Origin of the sequence: Gilliamella sp. wkB18, assembly GCF_001690875.1 — a bacterium.
In the GTDB taxonomy this organism is placed as follows: domain Bacteria; phylum Pseudomonadota; class Gammaproteobacteria; order Enterobacterales; family Orbaceae; genus Gilliamella; species Gilliamella apicola_A.
Window position 1 is genome coordinate 40,670 of sequence record NZ_LZHM01000066.1, and the last position, 20,426, is coordinate 61,095.

The 20,426-nt window shown below is 32.0% G+C and carries 14 protein-coding genes and 1 tRNA gene; 8 read left to right on the forward strand and 7 right to left on the reverse strand.

The window, feature by feature from the left end; genetic code table 11:
- Positions 1-175: 175 nt before the first annotated feature.
- The 3 genes from rlmC to A9G48_RS06695 all read left to right on the forward strand — a co-directional run bounded on the left by rlmC (position 176) and on the right by A9G48_RS06695 (position 3,919).
- A complete protein-coding gene (rlmC, locus tag A9G48_RS06685) occupies positions 176-1,333 on the forward strand; it encodes a 23S rRNA (uracil(747)-C(5))-methyltransferase RlmC (RefSeq protein WP_034945666.1) in 1,158 nt (385 codons plus the stop codon).
- 248 nt (positions 1,334-1,581) lie between these two features.
- A complete protein-coding gene (gshA, locus tag A9G48_RS06690; protein ID WP_034945662.1) occupies positions 1,582-3,144 on the forward strand; it encodes a glutamate--cysteine ligase in 1,563 nt (520 codons plus the stop codon).
- Position 3,145: 1 nt separating this feature from the next.
- Positions 3,146-3,919 (forward strand): endonuclease/exonuclease/phosphatase family protein, encoded by a 774-nt coding sequence (locus A9G48_RS06695; protein WP_034945659.1) that lies wholly within the window; start codon positions 3,146-3,148, stop codon positions 3,917-3,919.
- On the opposite strand, the gene A9G48_RS06700 is transcribed toward A9G48_RS06695, so the two are convergent.
- Genes A9G48_RS06700 through rnhA form a run of 3 tightly spaced genes read right to left on the reverse strand, consistent with a single transcriptional unit; the run spans position 3,906 to position 6,430 of the window.
- Positions 3,906-5,156: a transglycosylase SLT domain-containing protein gene (locus A9G48_RS06700; protein WP_051825216.1), complete on the reverse strand. Its 1,251-nt coding sequence runs from the start codon at positions 5,154-5,156 to the stop codon at positions 3,906-3,908. The two genes, A9G48_RS06695 and A9G48_RS06700, sit on opposite strands and share 14 nt — an antisense overlap.
- 42 nt (positions 5,157-5,198) lie before the next feature.
- Positions 5,199-5,927 (reverse strand): hydroxyacylglutathione hydrolase, encoded by a 729-nt coding sequence (gloB, locus tag A9G48_RS06705; RefSeq protein WP_034945656.1) that lies wholly within the window; start codon positions 5,925-5,927, stop codon positions 5,199-5,201.
- 23 nt (positions 5,928-5,950) lie between these two features.
- Positions 5,951-6,430, reverse strand: coding sequence for a ribonuclease HI (rnhA, locus tag A9G48_RS06710; RefSeq protein ID WP_034945652.1), 480 nt, complete (start codon positions 6,428-6,430; stop codon positions 5,951-5,953).
- A gap of 180 nt (positions 6,431-6,610) precedes the next feature.
- On the opposite strand from rnhA, the gene dnaQ reads away from it, so the two are divergent.
- Complete coding sequence (gene dnaQ, locus A9G48_RS06715; protein WP_034945649.1) at positions 6,611-7,345, forward strand: DNA polymerase III subunit epsilon; 735 nt, start codon at positions 6,611-6,613, stop codon at positions 7,343-7,345.
- Positions 7,346-7,461: 116 nt separating this feature from the next.
- Positions 7,462-7,538: transfer RNA gene (locus A9G48_RS06720), tRNA-Asp, on the forward strand.
- 523 nt (positions 7,539-8,061) lie between these two features.
- Here A9G48_RS06720 and A9G48_RS06725 read toward each other — a convergent pair.
- Positions 8,062-9,123, reverse strand: coding sequence for a dihydroorotate oxidase (locus A9G48_RS06725; protein ID WP_034946208.1), 1,062 nt, complete (start codon positions 9,121-9,123; stop codon positions 8,062-8,064).
- A gap of 495 nt (positions 9,124-9,618) precedes the next feature.
- Here A9G48_RS06725 and A9G48_RS06730 point away from each other — a divergent pair, with 495 nt between their 5' ends.
- The 3 genes from A9G48_RS06730 (at position 9,619) to A9G48_RS06740 (ending at position 14,933) form a co-directional block, all read left to right on the forward strand.
- Complete coding sequence (locus A9G48_RS06730; protein ID WP_065575987.1) at positions 9,619-12,390, forward strand: flavocytochrome c; 2,772 nt, start codon at positions 9,619-9,621, stop codon at positions 12,388-12,390.
- Positions 12,391-12,418: 28 nt separating this feature from the next.
- Positions 12,419-13,378 (forward strand): FAD:protein FMN transferase, encoded by a 960-nt coding sequence (locus A9G48_RS06735; RefSeq protein WP_034945643.1) that lies wholly within the window; start codon positions 12,419-12,421, stop codon positions 13,376-13,378.
- 85 nt (positions 13,379-13,463) lie between these two features.
- The gene (locus A9G48_RS06740) at positions 13,464-14,933 is read left to right on the forward strand and encodes a DASS family sodium-coupled anion symporter (protein ID WP_034945640.1); all 1,470 of its coding nucleotides are present in this window, start codon (positions 13,464-13,466) and stop codon (positions 14,931-14,933) included.
- A gap of 72 nt (positions 14,934-15,005) precedes the next feature.
- On the opposite strand, the gene A9G48_RS06745 is transcribed toward A9G48_RS06740, so the two are convergent.
- From A9G48_RS06745 to pykF, 3 genes are all read right to left on the reverse strand, one after another.
- The gene (locus tag A9G48_RS06745) at positions 15,006-16,529 is read right to left on the reverse strand and encodes a Ppx/GppA phosphatase family protein (RefSeq protein ID WP_034945637.1); all 1,524 of its coding nucleotides are present in this window, start codon (positions 16,527-16,529) and stop codon (positions 15,006-15,008) included.
- Positions 16,530-16,538: 9 nt separating this feature from the next.
- Positions 16,539-18,602, reverse strand: a complete 2,064-nt coding sequence (gene ppk1 / locus A9G48_RS06750) for a polyphosphate kinase 1 (RefSeq protein WP_065575988.1) — start codon at positions 18,600-18,602, stop codon at positions 16,539-16,541.
- A 125-nt stretch (positions 18,603-18,727) separates the two neighbouring features.
- Positions 18,728-20,140: a pyruvate kinase PykF gene (pykF, locus tag A9G48_RS06755; protein ID WP_034945631.1), complete on the reverse strand. Its 1,413-nt coding sequence runs from the start codon at positions 20,138-20,140 to the stop codon at positions 18,728-18,730.
- Positions 20,141-20,426: the final 286 nt, after the last annotated feature.

Here is a 20,426-nt window from a genome sequence, read left to right on the forward strand (position 1 = left end):
ATCATATACCGTTATTTCGTCAAATAAATGGAAGTGATTAATTAAGTATATGATTCATATTAAATCGATTTTAATTCCACTTACTGTAACGCTGAAACAGTATATATAACTAAAACTACTGATTATTAAGGTTGATTAGGTATATAATAATTAATTATAAAAAGAGGTTTTTACGATGCAATGTAGCTATTATCAACAAAAAAAATGTTTATCATGTCATTGGCTTGACCATCCTTATCAAATACAATTAGAACAAAAGCAAACAATGCTAATTGAGCAGCTAAGTGAATTTAATCCTAAAGAAATTAAAGAGCCTTTGGCAAGTAAAAAACATGCTTTTCGTAATAAAGCTAAAATGGCTGTATTAGGTACAGTTGAAAAACCCATATTAGGTATTCAAACAGGTGATCAAGCTATTGATCTATGTGATTGTCCTCTTTACTCTAACAATATGCAAAATATTCTAAAAATTGTAAGAACATATATCAGAAAACAAGGATTAGTGCCTTACAATATCAATAAGCGAAAAGGAGAGCTAAAATTCGTTATTATCACTGAGAGTATTTGTGATGGAATAAGTAGTTTTATGTTGCGATTTGTTTTGAAGTCACCAAAATTTTTTGAAAAAATTAAGAATTCTTTTAATCAATTACAAGATAAAATTCAAAATCTGCAAGTTGTTTCAATTAATATTCAACCTAATCATTCAGCTATATTAGAAGGGGATGAAGAGATAGTTTTAACCAATAATTCTTTTCTATCAATAACATTAAATAATATTCCTCTTTTTATAAAGCCTAAAAGCTTTTTTCAGACAAATACCGATGTTGCCTCCAATCTTTATCAAACAGCAAGTGACTGGGTCACCGATTTGAATATACATTCGATTTGGGATCTTTTTTGCGGTGTGGGTGGATTTGGTTTACATTGCTTGAATAATTTATCAAAAAATGATGTTCAATTAACAGGAATTGAAATAAATTCAGATGCAATTGAATGCGCAACAAAATCAGCTAACGAACTCGGTTATAAGCAAATATTTTTTAAATCATTAGATGCTACTCAATATGCGATTACCAATCAGAATATCCCTGATTTAGTTTTGTTAAATCCACCAAGACGAGGAGCAGGGAAGCAATTAATCCAGTATCTTGAAGAGATGAAACCAAACTATATTTTATATTCAAGTTGTAACTTATCTTCGCTTGTTGAGGATTTAAAGTTGTTAAATGATTATCAAATTACCAAATCAAAATTATTTGATATGTTCCCCCATACCGCACATATGGAAGTTTTAATTTTGTTAGAAAAAAAAGATCATATGCAAAAATAAACTGCTTTAATGTATCAATTTATCATTATTTTAATTGCAATTAACTAATCCTATCTATGAAATAGATAAAAATGTATGTTGTGAGTTTTATTTTTACCTATTGAAATAGATAGAGTTATTTTTTTATTTAGTTTTTGAAATGCTTTTGTTCATTTCAGCTATTCTTAAAATATCAAAATCATCTATAGTAACTAGTAAATTATGATAATATTAATGCTATAAATAATTAAATTAGGAAAAGCTAGATTATGATTCCTGATGTTTCCAAAGCGCTTAGTTGGTTAGAAAAACATTATACTATTTTACAGGGGATTCAACGAGGTTTAGAACGTGAAACTTTGCGTATTTTACCTGATGGATCATTGTCGAAAACTTCCTTTCCTTCAAAAATTGGGGCAGCGTTAACTCATCCTTGGATAACAACTGATTTTGCTGAATCAATGTTAGAGTTTATTACACCAGTTAATACCAATATTGATTATATGCTGTCTTTTTTACGTGATTTGCATCGTTATGCTAGCATAAGCATTGGAGATGAAATGTTGTGGCCATTAAGTATGCCTTGTTTTCTTGCAAATGAAGATGACATTATTTTAGCCCAATATGGTACTTCCAATGAAGGGCGATTTAAAACGCTATACCGTGAAGGGTTAAAAAACCGCTATGGCGCAATGATGCAAACGATTTCTGGAGTACATTATAATTTTTCATTACCTACCGCGTTTTGGCAGGCAAGAAACGGTATCAAAAATATTGAAGAAGGTAAAACTATAATATCTGAAGGTTATTTTACCTTGATTCGCAATTATTATCGTTTTGGCTGGGTAATTCCGTATTTATTTGGTGCTTCGCCATCAATATGTTCTCCATTTATTCAAGATCCAGAAAAAGCCAAATCCTTCATTGAGCAAACAAATGGTAATTGTTATCTACCTTATGCAACTTCGTTAAGGTTAAGCGATATCGGTTATACGAATAGTGCTCAGAAACAATTAGGTATTACTTTTAATCATTTGGATTCTTATGTAGCGGGATTGAAACGTGCAACTCATACTAAATCTGCTGAGTTTAGTAAATTAGGTATTAAAGTAAATGGTCAATATCGCCAATTAAATGATAATATTTTACAAATAGAAAATGAGTTTTATGGACCAATTCGCCCTAAACGAGTGACCAGAGCAAATGAAACACCTTCAGATGCGCTCTTACGTGGTGGAATTGAGTATATTGAAGTACGTGCGCTTGATGTTAATCCTTTCTCACCAATAGGTATTACTGAAGAACAAATTCGTTTTATTGATTTATTTTTGATTTGGTGTGCATTAGCTCCAGCTCCAGAAATGAGTAGCCAAGAACTTGAGTGTGCTAAGATGAATTGGAATAAAGTAATTATTGAAGGGCGAAAGCCGGGGCTTGAAATTAGTATAGGTTGTGATAGTTATCGAGAACCTTTGTCCAAAGTAGGGCACGAATTATTTAAAGATTTACTTCGTGTTGCCGATGTTTTAGATCACCAAAATGGTCATCAACATTACCGTAAGGTCTGTGAACGTTTGGATTTGATGTTTGAACAACCTGAGTTAACTTTATCAGCAAGGACGCTACAAGCAATTAGCGATCTAGGTACATCAAAGTTTGGGGTAGCTTTAGCTAACCAATATAAAAGGCAGCTTATTTCAGAACCTTTAACTTTATTAACAGATAATGATTTTGTTCAACAACATCATTTATCGCTTGAAAAACAAAAAATAAAAGAGCAAAGTGATACTTTATCATTTGATGAATATTTAAAGCTGAAAAACTCGCAGTAGTATGTTTAAAAAACGCAACTATACATTACGTTATCGATCAAATAATGATGTAGAAGTAATCTTACCTAATCACCAATTAAGTGTTAATAAATCGCTTATTGATCATACTTCTTTTTCAGTTTTAGTTTGGAATATTTATAAACAAAAGCGGGCAGATTGTATTGATATTTTAGAGCAGTATGCAAATACTGCTAAATTAATATTGCTACAAGAAGCCCAAAATACCCCTCAGCTTTTAAGCTTTATTTCAAAACATCATAAGGTTGCAGATCATGTTCCTACATATTGCTTTAATGATATTTATGCAGGTGTGATGACGATTACTGAATCTTTACCTAGCGCTCTTCTTTCATTCAGAGAAAAAGAGCCATTAATTAGAGTTCCCAAATCTGCACTAATTACAATTTATCCTATTGCTCATTCAAAAAAGCAATTTCTTGTGGCTAATGTTCATGCCGTTAATTTTAGTATTGGTGTTAAAATTTATCGTCAGCAAATTCACATGTTATTAAATCGTATTAAAGAACATAATGGTCCAATAATATTAGGAGGAGATTTTAATGCATGGAGCCAACAACGTTTGAATTTATTATATGATTTGATACATTCAATAGGTCTTAGGTCAGTGAATTTTACTATAGATAATCGCAAAACTTTCATGGGTAGACCATTGGATTTTGTATTTTATCGAGGATTACAATTGGAAACAGCTGAAATTATTAACACTAAGACATCTGACCATAATCCTCTTTTAATAAAATTTAGATTGGATTGATAAGATTTATTGTTAATACATCCCCTTCTTTAACTTGCGAATCTTTCATGTTATTCCACGTCAAAATATCAGTTATTTTTACTTGATAGTTTCGTGCAATTGAATGAAGACTATCACCAGCTTTAACCTGATAAGTTATCTGCTTTTTTGTATTAGCTGTATGAAGTATGGTATTTTTATTGTTAATTCCAGTCGATTGTTGAATTGTTGCTGTTTTGACTTCTATTGGCATTGTGCTATGCGGCACATCTTGTAGTAATTCAGTAATTTCTGTTGTAACAAGATTTTTTTCCTGTAGCTTTTTATGTAATTTTTCTGCATAGGCATAAGGCACAAGCAAATGGAAAGGGCCATTTACTGTCTGTTTTAAATACCCAGCATTAAAACTTTTTAAATCACTAAGTGGTATATCACTGTATTGAGCAATTTTAGCTAAAGAAATGTTTTTAGACATGTCAATTCTAACTAGAGAATTTTCATAGCTACAATCTGGTAACTTAATTCCATATTGTTTACTATTTTTCACAATATCAATAATGGCAAGAATTTTCGGAACATAGCGCATTGTTTCATTTGGTAATTCCAAAGACCAATAATTAGTAGGTAAGCCATTTGCCTGGTTTTTTTCGATAGCTTTTTTTACTCGACCTTCCCCAGCATTATAAGCGGCTAATGTTAATAACCAATCACCATTAAAACGATTATTTAAATTTTGTAAAAGTGTAATGGCCGAATTTGTAGAGGCTATAAGATCACGACGATCATCAAAATTACTGTTCTTTTTTAAACCGTACTCTTTTGCGGTAATAGGTACAAACTGCCACAAACCTGCCGCTTTACCGGAAGATGTTGCAAGCGGATCATATGCACTTTCAATTAATGGAATTAACGCTAATTCAACCGGCAAACGATTTTTACGAAGTTGGTTAATGATATAGTAAACATAGGGTTCAGAGCGAAGTGCTGTCACCTCGAAAGCCTGTGGATTAAGTAATAAACGATCTCTTTCTTCTTTAACACGTTTATTCTCGGGAACATTAACATCAATTTGGTTTAGCATATATTGCCAAGGGTTTTGAGTTATTAATATGTGATTAATACCACTACTTTTAATGCTGCTTGCAACTACCGATAATGAATTATGTGTTTGATAGACACTATTATTGGTATTAGAACCATGGTTTTGGCATGCAACCAAAATTAAACATAATATTGTGAATATAAATAACTTTTTCATTAGCCTGTAAAATTAAACATTTATTAAAACCGCGTATTATACCTAAAAATTGTCCTTTTGGCTTCTAAAAAAAATAAATAAATCTAATTCATTGTTGAACTTGAATTTTTGTTGTAATTTTTTATCAGAGCATCGTAAAAATAAATTAATCAATTTTTCTGTTGCTAAGTTTGAAGGTAAAGTAATTGAATTTTCATTAATTGTATTCAAATATGACTTAATATTTTCATCTTCTGGTAACATTGTGCTAGCAAATAACAAATTAGAATAAGTATATTCATGACCAGCACAAATAAGAACATCATCAGGAAGTTGTTTTAATTTGTTAAGTGAATTTAGCATTTTTTGATAAGTCTTTTCAAAAACTCGTCCGCATCCTGCTGAAAATAGGGCATCTCCTGTAAACAAATAAGGATGGCAATAATAAGCAAGATGTCCAGATGTATGTCCAGGGACACTGATGAGATCAAATGTAAAATTCCCAATAGAAATTGTATTTTGATTATCTATATAATTTATTGGTAGATTAATCTCACTGGGACCATAAACTTCAATATGGTTATACCGTTCTTTTAATTTTGTTACACCACCTATATGGTCTATATGAAGATGAGTAAGTAAAATTCCAATAGGTGAGAGATCATTTTTCTTAACATAGTTAATGACAGTATCCGCCTCACTGGGATCAATAATGATGGCTTGGTTATCCGTATTTGATAACAACCAAATATAGTTATCTTTTAATGCAGGAATAATATGTAATTTAAACATAGAAAGCTATTCAAAATTGTTAATTAAATGTTTTCTTTATTAGATTGCTCAAAAACGATATCTTTTAATGTTGGAGATTGAGCCCGTTTTTTCGCTAGAATATCACATCGTTCATTTTCAATATGACCAGAATGACCTTTTACCCAGAACCAGTTGATTTTGTGTAACAGAACAAGCTCATCCAATTTTTTCCATAAATCTTCATTTTTAACAGGTCTTTTATTAGCCGTTTTCCAACCATTTTTCTTCCAACCATGAATCCAATTCATAATGCCATTACGTAAATATTGACTATCAGAATATAAGTCAATTTCACAAGCTTGTTTTAATTGTTCTAAGGCAGTAATTGCTGCTAATAATTCCATCCTATTATTGGTTGTTTTAAAAAAACCTTCTGCTACCACTTTTTCTTGCTGTTTGTATTTTAAAATGGCTGCATAGCCGCCAGGTCCAGGGTTTCCTAAGCATGATCCGTCTGTATAAATTTCTATTTTTTTCAGCATATTTTGATTGTCGATTAAATTGTTTAAGTTGGTTATATATTCATTGATGACAACTATTTTTAATTCATAATGAGTTTTGTATTTGTATAATCGCTAGATATCAACATTAATCACTTTTGGTGATAGACTATAACACTAATTTATTTTTTCCCCAATTGTTAACAGATAAAAGAGAATAACGTGATAAATAATTCCGCGCGCCAAATAGTATTAGATACAGAAACAACAGGTATGAATCAAGAAGGCAATAATCACTATGAAGGTCATAAAATTATTGAAATTGGTGCTGTTGAAATCATAAATCGTCGCTTAACTGGCAATCATTTTCATGTTTATATCAACCCTGAACGTTTGATTGATGAAGATGCTTTTAAAGTACATGGTATAGATAATGAGTTAGTTAAAGATCAACCTATTTTTAAAAATATTGCTCATGATTTTATAAAATTTATTGATGGTGCTGAACTTATTATTCATAACGCATCTTTTGATGTTGGATTTATGGATTATGAGTTTCGCTTATGCGGTTTAGATTTCAAAACAGCAGATCATTGTATTATTACTGATACCTTGGCTATGGCAAGACGCTTATTTCCAGGTAAGCGCAACAACTTAGATGCGCTTTGTGAACGTTATCAAATCGATAATTCACATCGAACACTTCATGGAGCATTATTGGATGCTGAAATTTTAGCTGAAGTTTATTTAGCTATGACAGGGGGACAAACAACATTATCTTTTAATATGGATGATCAGAATTCTTTATCTGGTAATAATACTTCTATTCGTAGAGTTGAACGTAGCTCTATACCTTTAAAAGTAATTAAAGCTTCTGAAGTTGAACTGTCTGAACATGAAGCTGTTTTAAAAAAAATTGATAAAAAAAGTGCAGGGGCCTTATGGCTCATTAACTAATGATGATTTTATACGCAATCAATCATTAAATACAAAAATTTTATTGACGGAAATGAAAATTATCTTTAATATCACGCCTACTTTAACGTTCCAACGTTAAGATTATTAAATAAAGCGGAGCGGTAGTTCAGTTGGTTAGAATACCTGCCTGTCACGCAGGGGGTCGCGGGTTCGAGCCCCGTCCGTTCCGCCAATTCAAATTGTCTAGTTAGTACGTTATAAGTTTTATTCTATTATTGACGCCATCTACTTATATTGAGTTAAATACTGAAACCTTTCTGAGTTACATTTAGTAATGTTAAACAATAGCTTTTTATTATAGATGGTGTTTCATTTTTGTTGGTAATCATTGGCATTTTGTGCCACTTTTAACGACAGTGCCTTTTTTATTTATTAACGTCTTACTTTAGCTCAATAGTTCAGATTGCCTTTATTATTATTTTACTAAAAGATATTAGTATCAACCTCATATATAAAAGATACTTATTGAAAAGAGAGCAACAAAAAAAGTTTATTTAAAATATTAGCAATGGTCTTAATTGTACTGTTAATATCTTTTATTCCTTCCTTGCATGTGTCAATTATTTTAGTTATCGTTTTTTGCTCATCTTGTTTTGGATTTTATTTTTTAAGAAAAAGTAATAAGGATATAGTAGGGTGTATTGTCAGTAAAAAATTACAGGGTAAGTTACCCTGTAACAGACATGAGCATAACGTTAAATAATTTTATTCAAGGTTTTCTTGATTTCTATAGAAAGCAGAGGGTTCCACATTGCCCCAGTAGCGCTCATGACTGCATCAGCGCCATTGCCGATGAACTGACGATAATGTTCACTGTTGCTTATTCCACCAACACCTACAATAACAAATTTTAATTCCATTTCTTGACGGAATTTAGCTAATCTACTCACCATATCTAAACCTGCCCAACGAATTGCATCCCCACAGACACCACCTTCTTTTCTATTTTCACCTAATGCTGGGTTCCCTTTAGCATCAACTGGTTTAGCGGATAGTGTGTTGATTACACTTAAACCATCGATAATAGAACCGATACGAGTTAATAAAGAAACAATCCTTTCATCGTCAGGGAAATAGGCTAGTTTTAAAATAAGTGGACGATCAGGAACAGCTGTCTTAATGGCATTGACAATTCTTTCGACTTTATCTATATCAAAGCAAAGTAATTTATTTGCCCCTTCGTTCGGGCAACTTAAATTTGCTTCAAGAATAGGCGCATTGGTTTCTTTAACTAATTTTGCGGCTAAAGCGTAATCATTTTCTATTTTGCCATTACCTTCCGTGCCTTGGAAACTACCAATTACACATTGTCCATGACCTGCAGATTTTACCGCATCTTCCATATCTTGTTGCCATATATCAGGTGAAAAGGAAGGCACACCAAATGAGTTTGTTATTGATAATGGTTGATCATAATTTGTATCTGCTAATACCGTATCTAAATTACTTGATAATTTACCTTTAGCGTGTACCGATAAGATGTTAGGTAAAGGATGACATTTATGAAGTTTAGTACGTACTGTTTTATATACACATAAATCAAATCCATAAGCAAAAGCAGCTTTAATATAGTTAGCATTTAGTAAGGGGCCAGCGGGTATACCAAAAGGTAGATTTACCTCTATATTCAAAAATTTGGTTAACTTAGTAGGAACATTTTCTGTTTTATTTAATTGCACAAAAAGCCCAAATGGTCCTTTAGCATAATTATCTTCATAGCTAATATATGGATTATAGAAAGGTGTCAAAGATTTCATATTGTCTCCCATTTATGCACGTCCTTAAGTGGTATTGTTTAAAATAAAAAATCCTCCATAAAGGAGGATTTGTAAATGAAATTAATAGGCAATGAAAGAGACGTAGTTTTAGAACTAATTTATGGATTAACTTTATTTTCATTATCAATGTTCTCTTTTCGTTAAGCTTCAAGGAATTCTAGCTAAATAAAAATAAAGTTCAAGAATAAATTAATCAATAAATATATAACTAAATGAAATAGTTATAGTGTTTTTTTTTAGATTTTTATGCGTAGGTTTAAACAATGCTTGGCAAATTCAACTGATAAAATAACTAAAAATCACTGCTAAAAGAATAAATTGTTACATAATTCTTTAATAAATATAAGAAATATTATTTCTCAAAATTGATACGTTAGTACATTTTTGAAACTAAAGTAAGTGGAGTATCAGAATAAGTAATGTTATTATTAAAGTTAGTAATTGAATCAAAATAAAATAATTAGGTATATTAAAATGGAAAATAAAGACATATTTAGTGCATTCACATTACCCAACGGTGTTGAGCTAAAAAATCGTATAATGATGGCTCCGATGACGACTTGTTCTGGCTTTCATGAAGGCTCTGTCACACAAGATTTAATAGAATACTATCAAGCAAGAGCAGGTGAAATTGGTACTATTATCGTTGAATGTGGCTTTGTAGATAATAAAGGATTAGCTTTTCCTGGTGCTATTGGATTAGATAGCGATGACAAAATTGAAGGATTAGCAAAGGTTGCAAAAGCAATCAAAGAAAAAGGATCCAAAGCGGTTATTCAAGTTTACCATGGTGGTCGCATGGTTGAGCCAAAATTGATTGGTGGACAATTGCCTGTAGGACCAAGTGCAATAGCAGCACCACGTCCTGGCGCTGCAACTCCAATAGAACTAACGGCTAATGAAGTAGATGAAATGGTCGATAAATTTGGTCAAGCTGTACGACGTGCTATCGAAGCAGGATTTGATGGTGTCGAAATTCACGGTGCAAATACTTATCTTATTCAACAATTCTACTCCCCAAATTCAAATCAACGAGATGATAAGTGGGGTGGTAGTCGTGATAATCGCACTCAATTTCCATTAGCAGTTTTAGATATCACTCATAGCATGGCAAAACAATATGCATCCTCAGAGTTTATTGTTGGTTATCGTTTCTCTCCGGAAGAATTAGAAGTCCCAGGTATTCGTTTTGATGACACAATGTATTTACTTGAAAAATTAGCTAAAAAAGGACTTGATTATGTTCATTTTTCAATGGGAACAACCCTTAGATCATCGATTGTTAATACTCAAGATCCAACACCATTAATCGAGAAGTTCATTGCGATGCGTTCTGATGTATTAGCTAAAATTCCGGTTGTTGGTGTTGGTAATGTTGTTAATAAAAGTGATATTGATACTGCAATCGATAATGGCTATGATTTAGTTGCTGTTGGTCGAGCTTGCATTGCCTATCCAGATTGGGTTAATCGTATAAAGAAAGGAGAAACATTAGAATTAACGATAAATAGTGATAAGCGTGAAGCACTCAATATTCCAGACCCTCTATGGCATTTTTCACTTGTTGAAAGCTTAATTCGTGATGTTAATATCAATGTTAAAAAATTCAAACCTGGCAATTATCAGGAAAAAGTTAATGATGAAACTTATGAGTTTTTGATTAATGTTGAATTAGGTAAAGACTTCATCAAAGATTTAAAATTAATCAATGCAAATGAATTTAATAATGAAGTGTTAAATAATTTTGCTGCTATCAAAAGTCGAATTATCGATTCTAATAGCCCACATGTTGATGCAATTTCTGGTGCAACCACGCAATGTGAGGCATTTAAGAAAGCCGTAACAAAAGCTATGGCAAAATCTAACAAAGAAGCAATTCTAGCTGAAGGAGGGGATCCTAACGATAAATCTTACGATGTTGTTGTCGTAGGCAGTGGTGGAGCAGGCTTAGCTGCTGCTATTCAAGCTTATGATCTCGGAGCAAATGTTATTATTATTGAAAAAATGCCAGTAATTGGCGGAAACACAAATAAAGCATCAGCTGGTATGAACGCAGCAGAAACGAAATTTCAAAAACTTAAAGGCATTGTAGATAGCAAAGATCTATTTTATAAAGAAACGCTGGCAGGTGGTAAAAATAAAAATAACACTGATCTACTCCGTTATTTTGTTGATAATGCACCTAATGCAATAAATTGGTTAGATGATAATGGTATAGAACTAAGTGGCATTACAACTACTGGTGGAATGAGTATAGATCGAACTCATCGCCCTGCCAATGGTGCGGCTGTGGGGGGATTTTTGATTAGCGGATTGGTAAAAAATATTAATAAACGTGGCATTGAAGTTATGTTAGAAACTTCCGTAACTGAAATTATTACAGAAAACCATAAAGTAGTGGGAGTGAAAATTTTAGAAGAAGATGGCTCTAGCCAAACTATTAAAACCAAAGCAGTAATTATTGCCACTGGAGGTTTCAGTGCTAATGAAAAAATGGTTGAAAAATATCGTCCTGATCTTAAGGGTTTTGTAACTACCAATCATAAAGGAGCAACCGGTTCTGGTATTGTAATTTTGGAAAAGCTTGGCGCTGGTACTGTTGATATGGGAGAAATCCAAATCCATCCAACGGTTGAACAAACGACCTCATATTTAATTTCTGAATCTATACGTGGTGGTGGAGCTATTTTAGTTTCACAAAGCGGTCAACGATTTATCAATGAGCTTGATACTCGTGATAAGGTCTCGGCTGAGATTATCAAATTACCTGAACATTATTCTTATATTTTATTTGATCAGCAAATTCGGGATGAAAATAAGAATGTTGAAGAGTATGTTTCACACGAGCTTGTTACTCAAGCTAATACCATAGAAGAATTGGCACAGAAACTATCTATTGATAGCAAAACTTTGACTAGAACAGTGGCCCGTTATAACCAATTTGCCGAAAATAAAAAAGATGAAGATTTTGGAAGAACAACAGGTATGCGCCACCCTATCAATAAAGGGCCGTTTTATGCTATTAAAATAGCTCCGGGAGTTCATCATACTATGGGCGGTGTGACGATTAATACACAAACACAAGTACTAGATACTCATAAAAAAGTAATTCAAGGTGTGTTTGCGGCAGGTGAAGTTGTAGGAGGTATTCACGGAGCAAATCGTATTGGTGGAAATGCTGTTGCTGATATCATAATATTTGGTATTCAAGCTGGTAAAAAAGCCACAGATTATATTAATAGTTAATTTATTTCAGTAGTTGAACTAATTTAATATGGCAAGTTCGAGCTATAAATATACTCAAACTTTAATGGGAACAGAGGTTTCATTAACACTTTTCGAACCTGATGAAATCGCTGCCCAAACCGTTTTTAATTCTATTAAAATACTTGAAGATAAATTGACAGTTAATCGTCCTGAATCAGAAGTAATGTCAATTAATTTAGCTGCAGGTCAACATCCAGTTAAAGTGAGTCCACCAGTGTATTCTCTTATTGAACAAGCAGTTAAAGTAAGTTTACATTTCACTGATTATTTTAATTTGGCAATTGGACCAGTTGTAAAACTATGGAAAATTGGATTTAAAGGATACCAAGTGCCAAACTCTGAGCAAATTAAGCAACAACTCTTGTTAACCAATCCTCGATATATTGAACTCGATGCAAACACATATTCTGTATTTTTGAAAAAAGCAGGTATGAAAATTGATTTAGGTGCAATTGCTAAAGGTTATATAGCTGATGTAGTTAAGCATATTTTACATCAATATCATATTTATCAGGCTATCATTAATTTAGGTGGTAATGTTCTTACATTAGGTCATTCCCCAATAAATGATAATGGTTATTGGCATGTTGGGTTAAGAAAACCATTTTCTCATCATAATGAATTAGCAGGAATTGTTAAGGTAAAAAATAAATCAATTGTTACTTCTGGTATCTATGAGCGCTTTTTTATGCAAAATGATATTCTCTATCATCATATATTTAATCCATTAACGGGATACCCACTAAATAATGAATTAGAAAGCGTCACAATTATTTCTAATACCTCACTAGAAGGCGATATTTATTCAACTATTTTATATGGATTAGGAGTTTTAAAAGGAAGTGAATATTTGAAAAAAAATAGACATTTATCAGCAATATTTTTATTAAAAAATAAAACTATAAAATTAGTAAATTGTGATAATTTTTCTTTTCAACTTTTAGATGATGAATATGAAATAGTTTAAAAAATAGCTGGCAAATTAACCTGTTATTGTCTGAGAATAGAATTTGGTTATAGATTGATAATTTTTAAATTAGAAGGAAAAAACTATGAACATAGTAAAAAAAATGCCAGTAAAATGGCTGCCACTCATAATTATTGCTGCCATTTCAGCTGTGTTATGGTTAATGGTTACACCTCCAGAAGGAATCAGTATTCAGGGTTGGCAAACTAGTATTATTTTCGTTGCAACTATTGCTTGTATCGTTGCTGAAATAATGCCAATAGGCGCTATTGGTCTTTTAGCTATAACAATATTTGCTGTTTTAAGACCATCTGGTGCAGGTAGTGCTACTGATGCAATCAAAATAGCATTAAGTGAATTAAACAGTAGTTTAATTTGGTTAATTGTTATTGCGTTTATGATTGCGCGGGGCTTTATTAAAACAGGACTAAGTAAACGAATTGCTTATTATCTTGTTAAATTGTTAGGTAAAAACACTTTAGGACTGGCCTATGGTTTATCAGTTACTGATGTTGCTTTAGCTCCAGCTATTCCAAGTACAACCGCGCGTGCTGGCGGCGTAATTTATCCTATTGCTGAAGCCTTAGCGATTAATTTCAAATCTAGCCCAAAAGATGAGTCAAGAAACCGCATTGGTACATTCTTAATGTTAACAATTAGCCATGTAAATGACATTACCTCTGCTATGTTTTTAACTGCTTTTACAGGAAACCTATTAGCTGCTAAATTAGTAACAACTTCATTAAATATTACATTAGGTTGGGGGCAATGGTTTTTAGCATCAATTATACCTTGTTTAGTATCATTCATTGTAATTCCTTTGGTAATTTACTTTTTAACCAATCCTGAACTTAAAAAAACACCAGAAGCATCAAAATTAGCGGCTGAAGAGCTAAAAAAAATGGGGGCAATTACTGCCAAAGAAATCATTATGGGTTTAACAGTTGTTCTATTATTAGTACTTTGGATTGCCGGTAAAAACTTTGGTATTGATTCAACAACTACTGCATTTATTGGTTTGACCATTTTGATTTTAGCTGGTGTGTTAAGTTGGGATGACATTAAAGGGGAAAAAGCCGCTTGGGATACATTGATTTGGTTTGCAGCATTATTGATGATGGCAGGACAAGTAAATAAACTTGGTGTAACAAAATGGCTAGGCAATACAATTGGCAATGCCGTTCAAGGTCATTTAGGTGAAAGTAGCTGGGTCGTTGTTTTAATTGTTTTATGTATTGCTTATGTTTATTTACACTATTTTTTCGCCAGTGGAAATGCGCATATCGCTGCGTTATTCCCTGTATTTTTATCTGTAGCAATTACACTAGGGGTGCCAGAAATGATTGCTATTTTTGCTTTAGTTATCTGTACAAATTATTTTGGTTCTATTACACAATTTGCTAATGCAAGAAATCCGCTATTATTTGCAGAGGGTTTTGTTCCAGTTAAAACATGGTGGAAAGTTGGATTTGTTTGTAGTGTTGTGAATTTATTTATTGTTTTTACTGTTGGTCTTCTATGGTGGAGTATTATTGATCTAGGAGTGACTAATTAGAAAATAGCCTACTTAACAATAAGTATTGCTATTTTATTAGCAATACTTATTGTTATGACAGTTTAGAATTAACTAAAAAATTCTTATCGATAATTTCCAGTCATTCACTAGTTCCCAATATTTTTTCTCTTGTTCTAGATCAAGCAATATCAATTTATTATTTTCAACAAATTTTTGGCTAATATTTAATGTTATTTCCCAGAGTTTATTTTTTGTTATTTTTAAATGAAATGCACTTAGGTCGAGATCGGTATTTCGTTGATTATTAATAAGTATAGATAACCTAAGTATCTGTAGCATTGAAATAATATGCTTATATTCAAATAGGCTAAAATATGGAAAATCATTAATATTTACTGATTTTCTATGATAACGAACAAGAGTCGATAAAAGTAACTGTTGCTCTTCATTAAAACCAGGAAGGTTACTATTTTTTAAAATATAGCTCGAATGTTTATGAACGGAAGAAAAATTTATTTTTAATCCAACTTCATGCAATTGTGCTGCCCAATATAAAATTGTTTCGAGATTTTCCGATATACAAATGGACACCTGTTTTTGCCATTGCAAAAAGAAATAATTTGTAGTTTTAACAACTTGTTGTGCATGATGCTGATCGATGTTGTAATGTTGAGCTAATGATTCAGCCGTATTTTGTCTTATATCAGGATAATTCTGCCCATCAATAAGTTCATATAATACACCTTCTCGTAATGCACAAGGGCTAAATTGTAATTCCTTTAAGCCCAATGCGTTAAACACACCAGCAAATATTGCAAGACCACTGACAAATACATTTTTTCGATCTTCAGAAAGAGACGGATATTTTATATCGTGGAAAGATTTAAACTCTAAAATATAGCTAATCAAATCATCTAACCTCTTAGGTGTAATTATACTATCATTAACACCAAGATCGAGTAATATGTTACAAATACTTTTGACTGTACCTGAAGTACCAAATGAAACGGTAATATTTTGTTTTTTTATTGTATTAATTATATTTTCAATTTGTTGTTCAGCTGCTAATTTAGCACGCTGAAATGATATAGCATCAATTTTTTTTTCTGGGAAAAAACGCTTTGTATAAGTAACACATCCCATTGAATGGCTTGTGACGATTAAAGGTTTAAGATCATTACCTTTACCAACAGCTATTTCGGTGGAACCTCCACCTATATCTATCACAAATTTAGTATCAGTAGAAGATGTAGGTTCAGATGTCATTGTACCTAAGTAAACCAGGCGAGCTTCTTCTTGGCCTGAAATTATTTCAACAGGAAAGGGGAATACTTTAGCTGCCGCCATTAAAAATTTATGGCGATTTTTTGCTACTCGCAAAGTATAAGTTCCAACAACTCTAACGTTTTCTGGTGGAAAACCATTTAATCTTTCAGCAAATAATGCTAAACATTCTATACCTCGCATGATACTTGATTCACTCAATTCATTTTTTTCATTTAAACCTGTTGCCAAATGAATATTTTTTTTATTTTTATAAATAATTTGTGTAGCACCATTAATATTACGCACAATAATCATATGAAAACTATTAGAACCAAGATCCACTACTGCATATTCATTAAATTTATTCATATTTGCCCCTTATTTATGGCTGGCTTCTAATTGTTTTAAATAATCATAGATAGCATGCTGGGCTCTAATTTTTTTCTTATTACCTCTTTGAGCATAGTTATTCATATTATCTTTATCAATAACTCGAGCTTTTATGTTATCTTTACATTGAATGTTGAAAATATCATGGATAGTCGATTTCAAAATAGGATCGAAGATTTTCACACCTACTTCAATTCGATTGTCTAAATTTCGTGGCATCCAATCAGCTGATGAAATAAAGGTATCTTTTTTTCCATCATTTTCAAAGATATAAACACGTGCATGTTCTAAATATTGATCGACAATACTGGTAATATAGATGTTTTCGCTTAAATTTGGTATTTGTGGAATTAAAACACAAGTTCCTCTAACAACCATTCTGATTTTTACTCCTGAACAAGATGCTCGATAGAGTTGATCTATCATATCTTTATCGGTAATAGCATTAAGTTTTAGATAGATACCTGCGCTTTTACCTGCTTTGGCATTAGTTATTTCACGTTCAATAAATTCATAAAATCGTAAACGTGTATTTTGAGGAGAAACAAGTAAATGGTTAAATGAAACAGGTTTGAATGGATTTTCAATAAAATTGAAAACTTTAATTACTTCATCAGTAATAGCTTGATCTGCAGTTAATAGTGAAAAATCAGTATAAATTCGGGCTGTTTTTTCATTAAAATTTCCTGATCCAACATGAGCATAGCGAACTATTTTATCTTCTTCACGGCGATCTATTAAGAAAAGTTTAGCATGAATTTTCAGTTTAGGCTGCGAATAAATAACTTTTATTCCACTACTAATTAATCGTTTAGCCCATTTTATATTGGCCTCTTCATCAAAACGAGCTTGTAATTCGACAACAACTGTTACTTTTTTTCCATTATTAGCTGCATTAATAGCTGCATGGATAAAACGAGAATCTTTTGCAACACGATAAATATTCATTCGAATATGAGTAACAGCTGGATCGAATGATGCTTGTCGCATTATTTCTAATACATGACCAAATGAATAATAAGGATAATAAAGCAATACATCACGATCTTTTATTGTTGCAAATGCATTACGAAACTGTTTAAAACGATTATATGCAAGGCTTGGTAAACGTTTATTTAATAAATTCTTACCACCTAAATCAGGAAAATTTATTAAATCTTTGAAATTAGGATACCGACCACCAGGCATTGCTTCTTGTTCAGTTAGTCTCAATTTATTTATTAAGAGCTCAAACAGGGCTTTAGGCATATCTTTTTGGTAAGTAAAACGGACAGGCTGTGCTGTTAATCGTTGTTTTAAACCCTGTGACATCAGCTCTATTAAACTATTTAGTTCTGTATTTAATTCATATTCCGCATCACGATTAATATTGATAGAATAAGCGTTTAATTCAGTAGCATCAAAAAAAACTTTAAATATGTCTGATAAACAATAACGTAAAATATTATCTAAAAAGATAATAGATTTATTTTTGGTTGAAGTTTCGGATGGTAATAAAACAAAACGAGGGGCATGACCTGTCGGTAATTCAAGTAATGCATAACTAACATTCTCTTTACAGATAATTTCCACTGCAAGATAAGCATGATCATCTTTTAAAAATTGAATCAATTCAGTATGGCTATCTAACAAAATAGGAGTGATATATTGTTGCAGATTCTGTTTATAATAATTTTTAATCCAATCTTCTTGATAAGATGAAAGCTGTCTTTCATTAATCAGAAAAATTTGATTTCTAGCCATTTCTAATAATAGTTCGTTATAAAGTTGATCAAACTGTAATTCAAGCTGAATTACTTTTTGATTAACTTGCCGTAACAATTGTTTAGCATTGGAAGTAGAGGTATGACCTTGTTCTTGTTCGATTAATACATATTTTTTTAAATTAGCAAATTGAACTTTATAAAATTCATCCAAATTGCTTGAATATATACCTAAAAAACGAACCCTCTCGATAAGTGGATTACTTTTGTCAGCTGCTTCTTGCAGAACTCTTTGATTAAAAGCCAGCCAGCTTAACTCTTTTGGTAAATACACTTTTTCTTCTATCATTTTTTATCTCTTTCAATACATAATTGCAACTATGTGTTACAGAATAACTTAAGTTATAAAAAAAGCTAGCTGATAGCTAGCTTTTAAGATAAATATTCAAAGAAATTAAGTTTTATTATGAATTCTTAAATTCGGTGAACTGATGTTGTATTAGTTGTACCACTTGGTACTAATGCACCAGAAACCATTACAATTATATCACCTTTTTTTAATCCACAATTTTTAACCGCCATTTCTTTACCTAAACGATAGAAATCATCAGTAGAATTAATTGAATCAATTAAAATTGGTTCAACACCTTTAGTTAATGCTAGCTGATTAACTGTTTTTTGGCTTGAAGAAAGTGCCAAAATACGCGCTTTAGGAAAATAATGGCGAACTTCACGAGCTGATTTCCCACTGCGAGTAGCAACGACAATTAATGGTGCATTTAAACGTTCAGCTATTTCGACAGCGCCACAACTAACAGCCGCAGTTATACGAGGGGGTTCTTCTTTCGAAGTTAATTCTAAAGAAGCAGGAATTGTAATATCAGTTCGAGTGCAAATAGTCGCCATAACATTAACAGTTTCAAGGGGGTATTTACCTTTAGCACTTTCACCAGAAAGCATGACAGCATCTGTACCATCAATAATTGCATTCGCAACATCCCCAGCTTCAGCACGAGTAGGACGAGGGTTTTTAATCATTGAATCAAGCATTTGTGTTGCTGTAATAACAGGTTTTGAGGCTTTATTACATTTTTGAATCATCATTTTTTGAGCAAAAATAACTTCTTCTACAGCAATTTCCACGCCTAAATCACCACGTGCAACCATGATACCATCAGAGGCTTTAAGAATTTCATCAAAATTATCTAAGCCTTCTTGATTTTCGATTTTAGAGATAATTTTTATATCTTCACCACCGTGAGCTTTTAAGTGGTTACGAATATCTTCAACATCTGAACCTTTACGAATAAATGAAGCAGCAATAAAATCAACGCCTTGTTCACAGCCAAAAATAAGATCATTTTTATCTTTTTCAGCTAAAGCGGGTAATTTAATGGAAACACCAGGTAAGTTAATCCCTTTATTTTCACCCAAATCACCATTATTCAAAACAGTACAAACAACTTCGTTGCCTTTGATTTCTCTTACTTCCATAGCAATCAAGCCATCATCAACTAATACACGATTACCTGGTTTAAGATCTTGAGCAAAACCTTTATATGTAACAGCAACACGCTCAGAGTTTCCAATCACTGATTCATCAGTTGTAAAGGTAAAAGTTTGACCTGCAACTAGCGAAACGTCATTCCCGCCTTCCAATTTAATAGTGCGAATTTCAGGACCTTTTGTATCAAGCATGATAGCTGCTTTTAAACCTGTCTCTTGCATTACTTCACGTAAGTTTTTTATTCGATTACCATGCTCTTGATAATCGCCATGAGAAAAGTTTAAACGCATAACATTCATTCCTGCATTTAATAACTTTGCTAGCATCTCTTTAGATTCCGATTTAGGTCCTATAGTACAAACAATTTTTGTTTTTTTCATGATATTATCTACTAATAGTTAAGGTTAATGTTTAAATTTTAAATAAACTGAATTTGCGCAAAAAAAAACCAATGCTGACGCATTGGCATATAAAAGGGTATAAGTAACTGATAGAGGTCACTTTTTTACATACAATATTTGAAAAATTAACTATTTTCATCAAAAATTTAGATTCTTTAAAAACTGGGTATATTATAGTCTTAACTACATTTTAAATAAAGTTTTTTATCAATAACTAGGGATTGTCTTTGATGAAAATTAAGAAGAGAAACATCTTGGTTTTGAT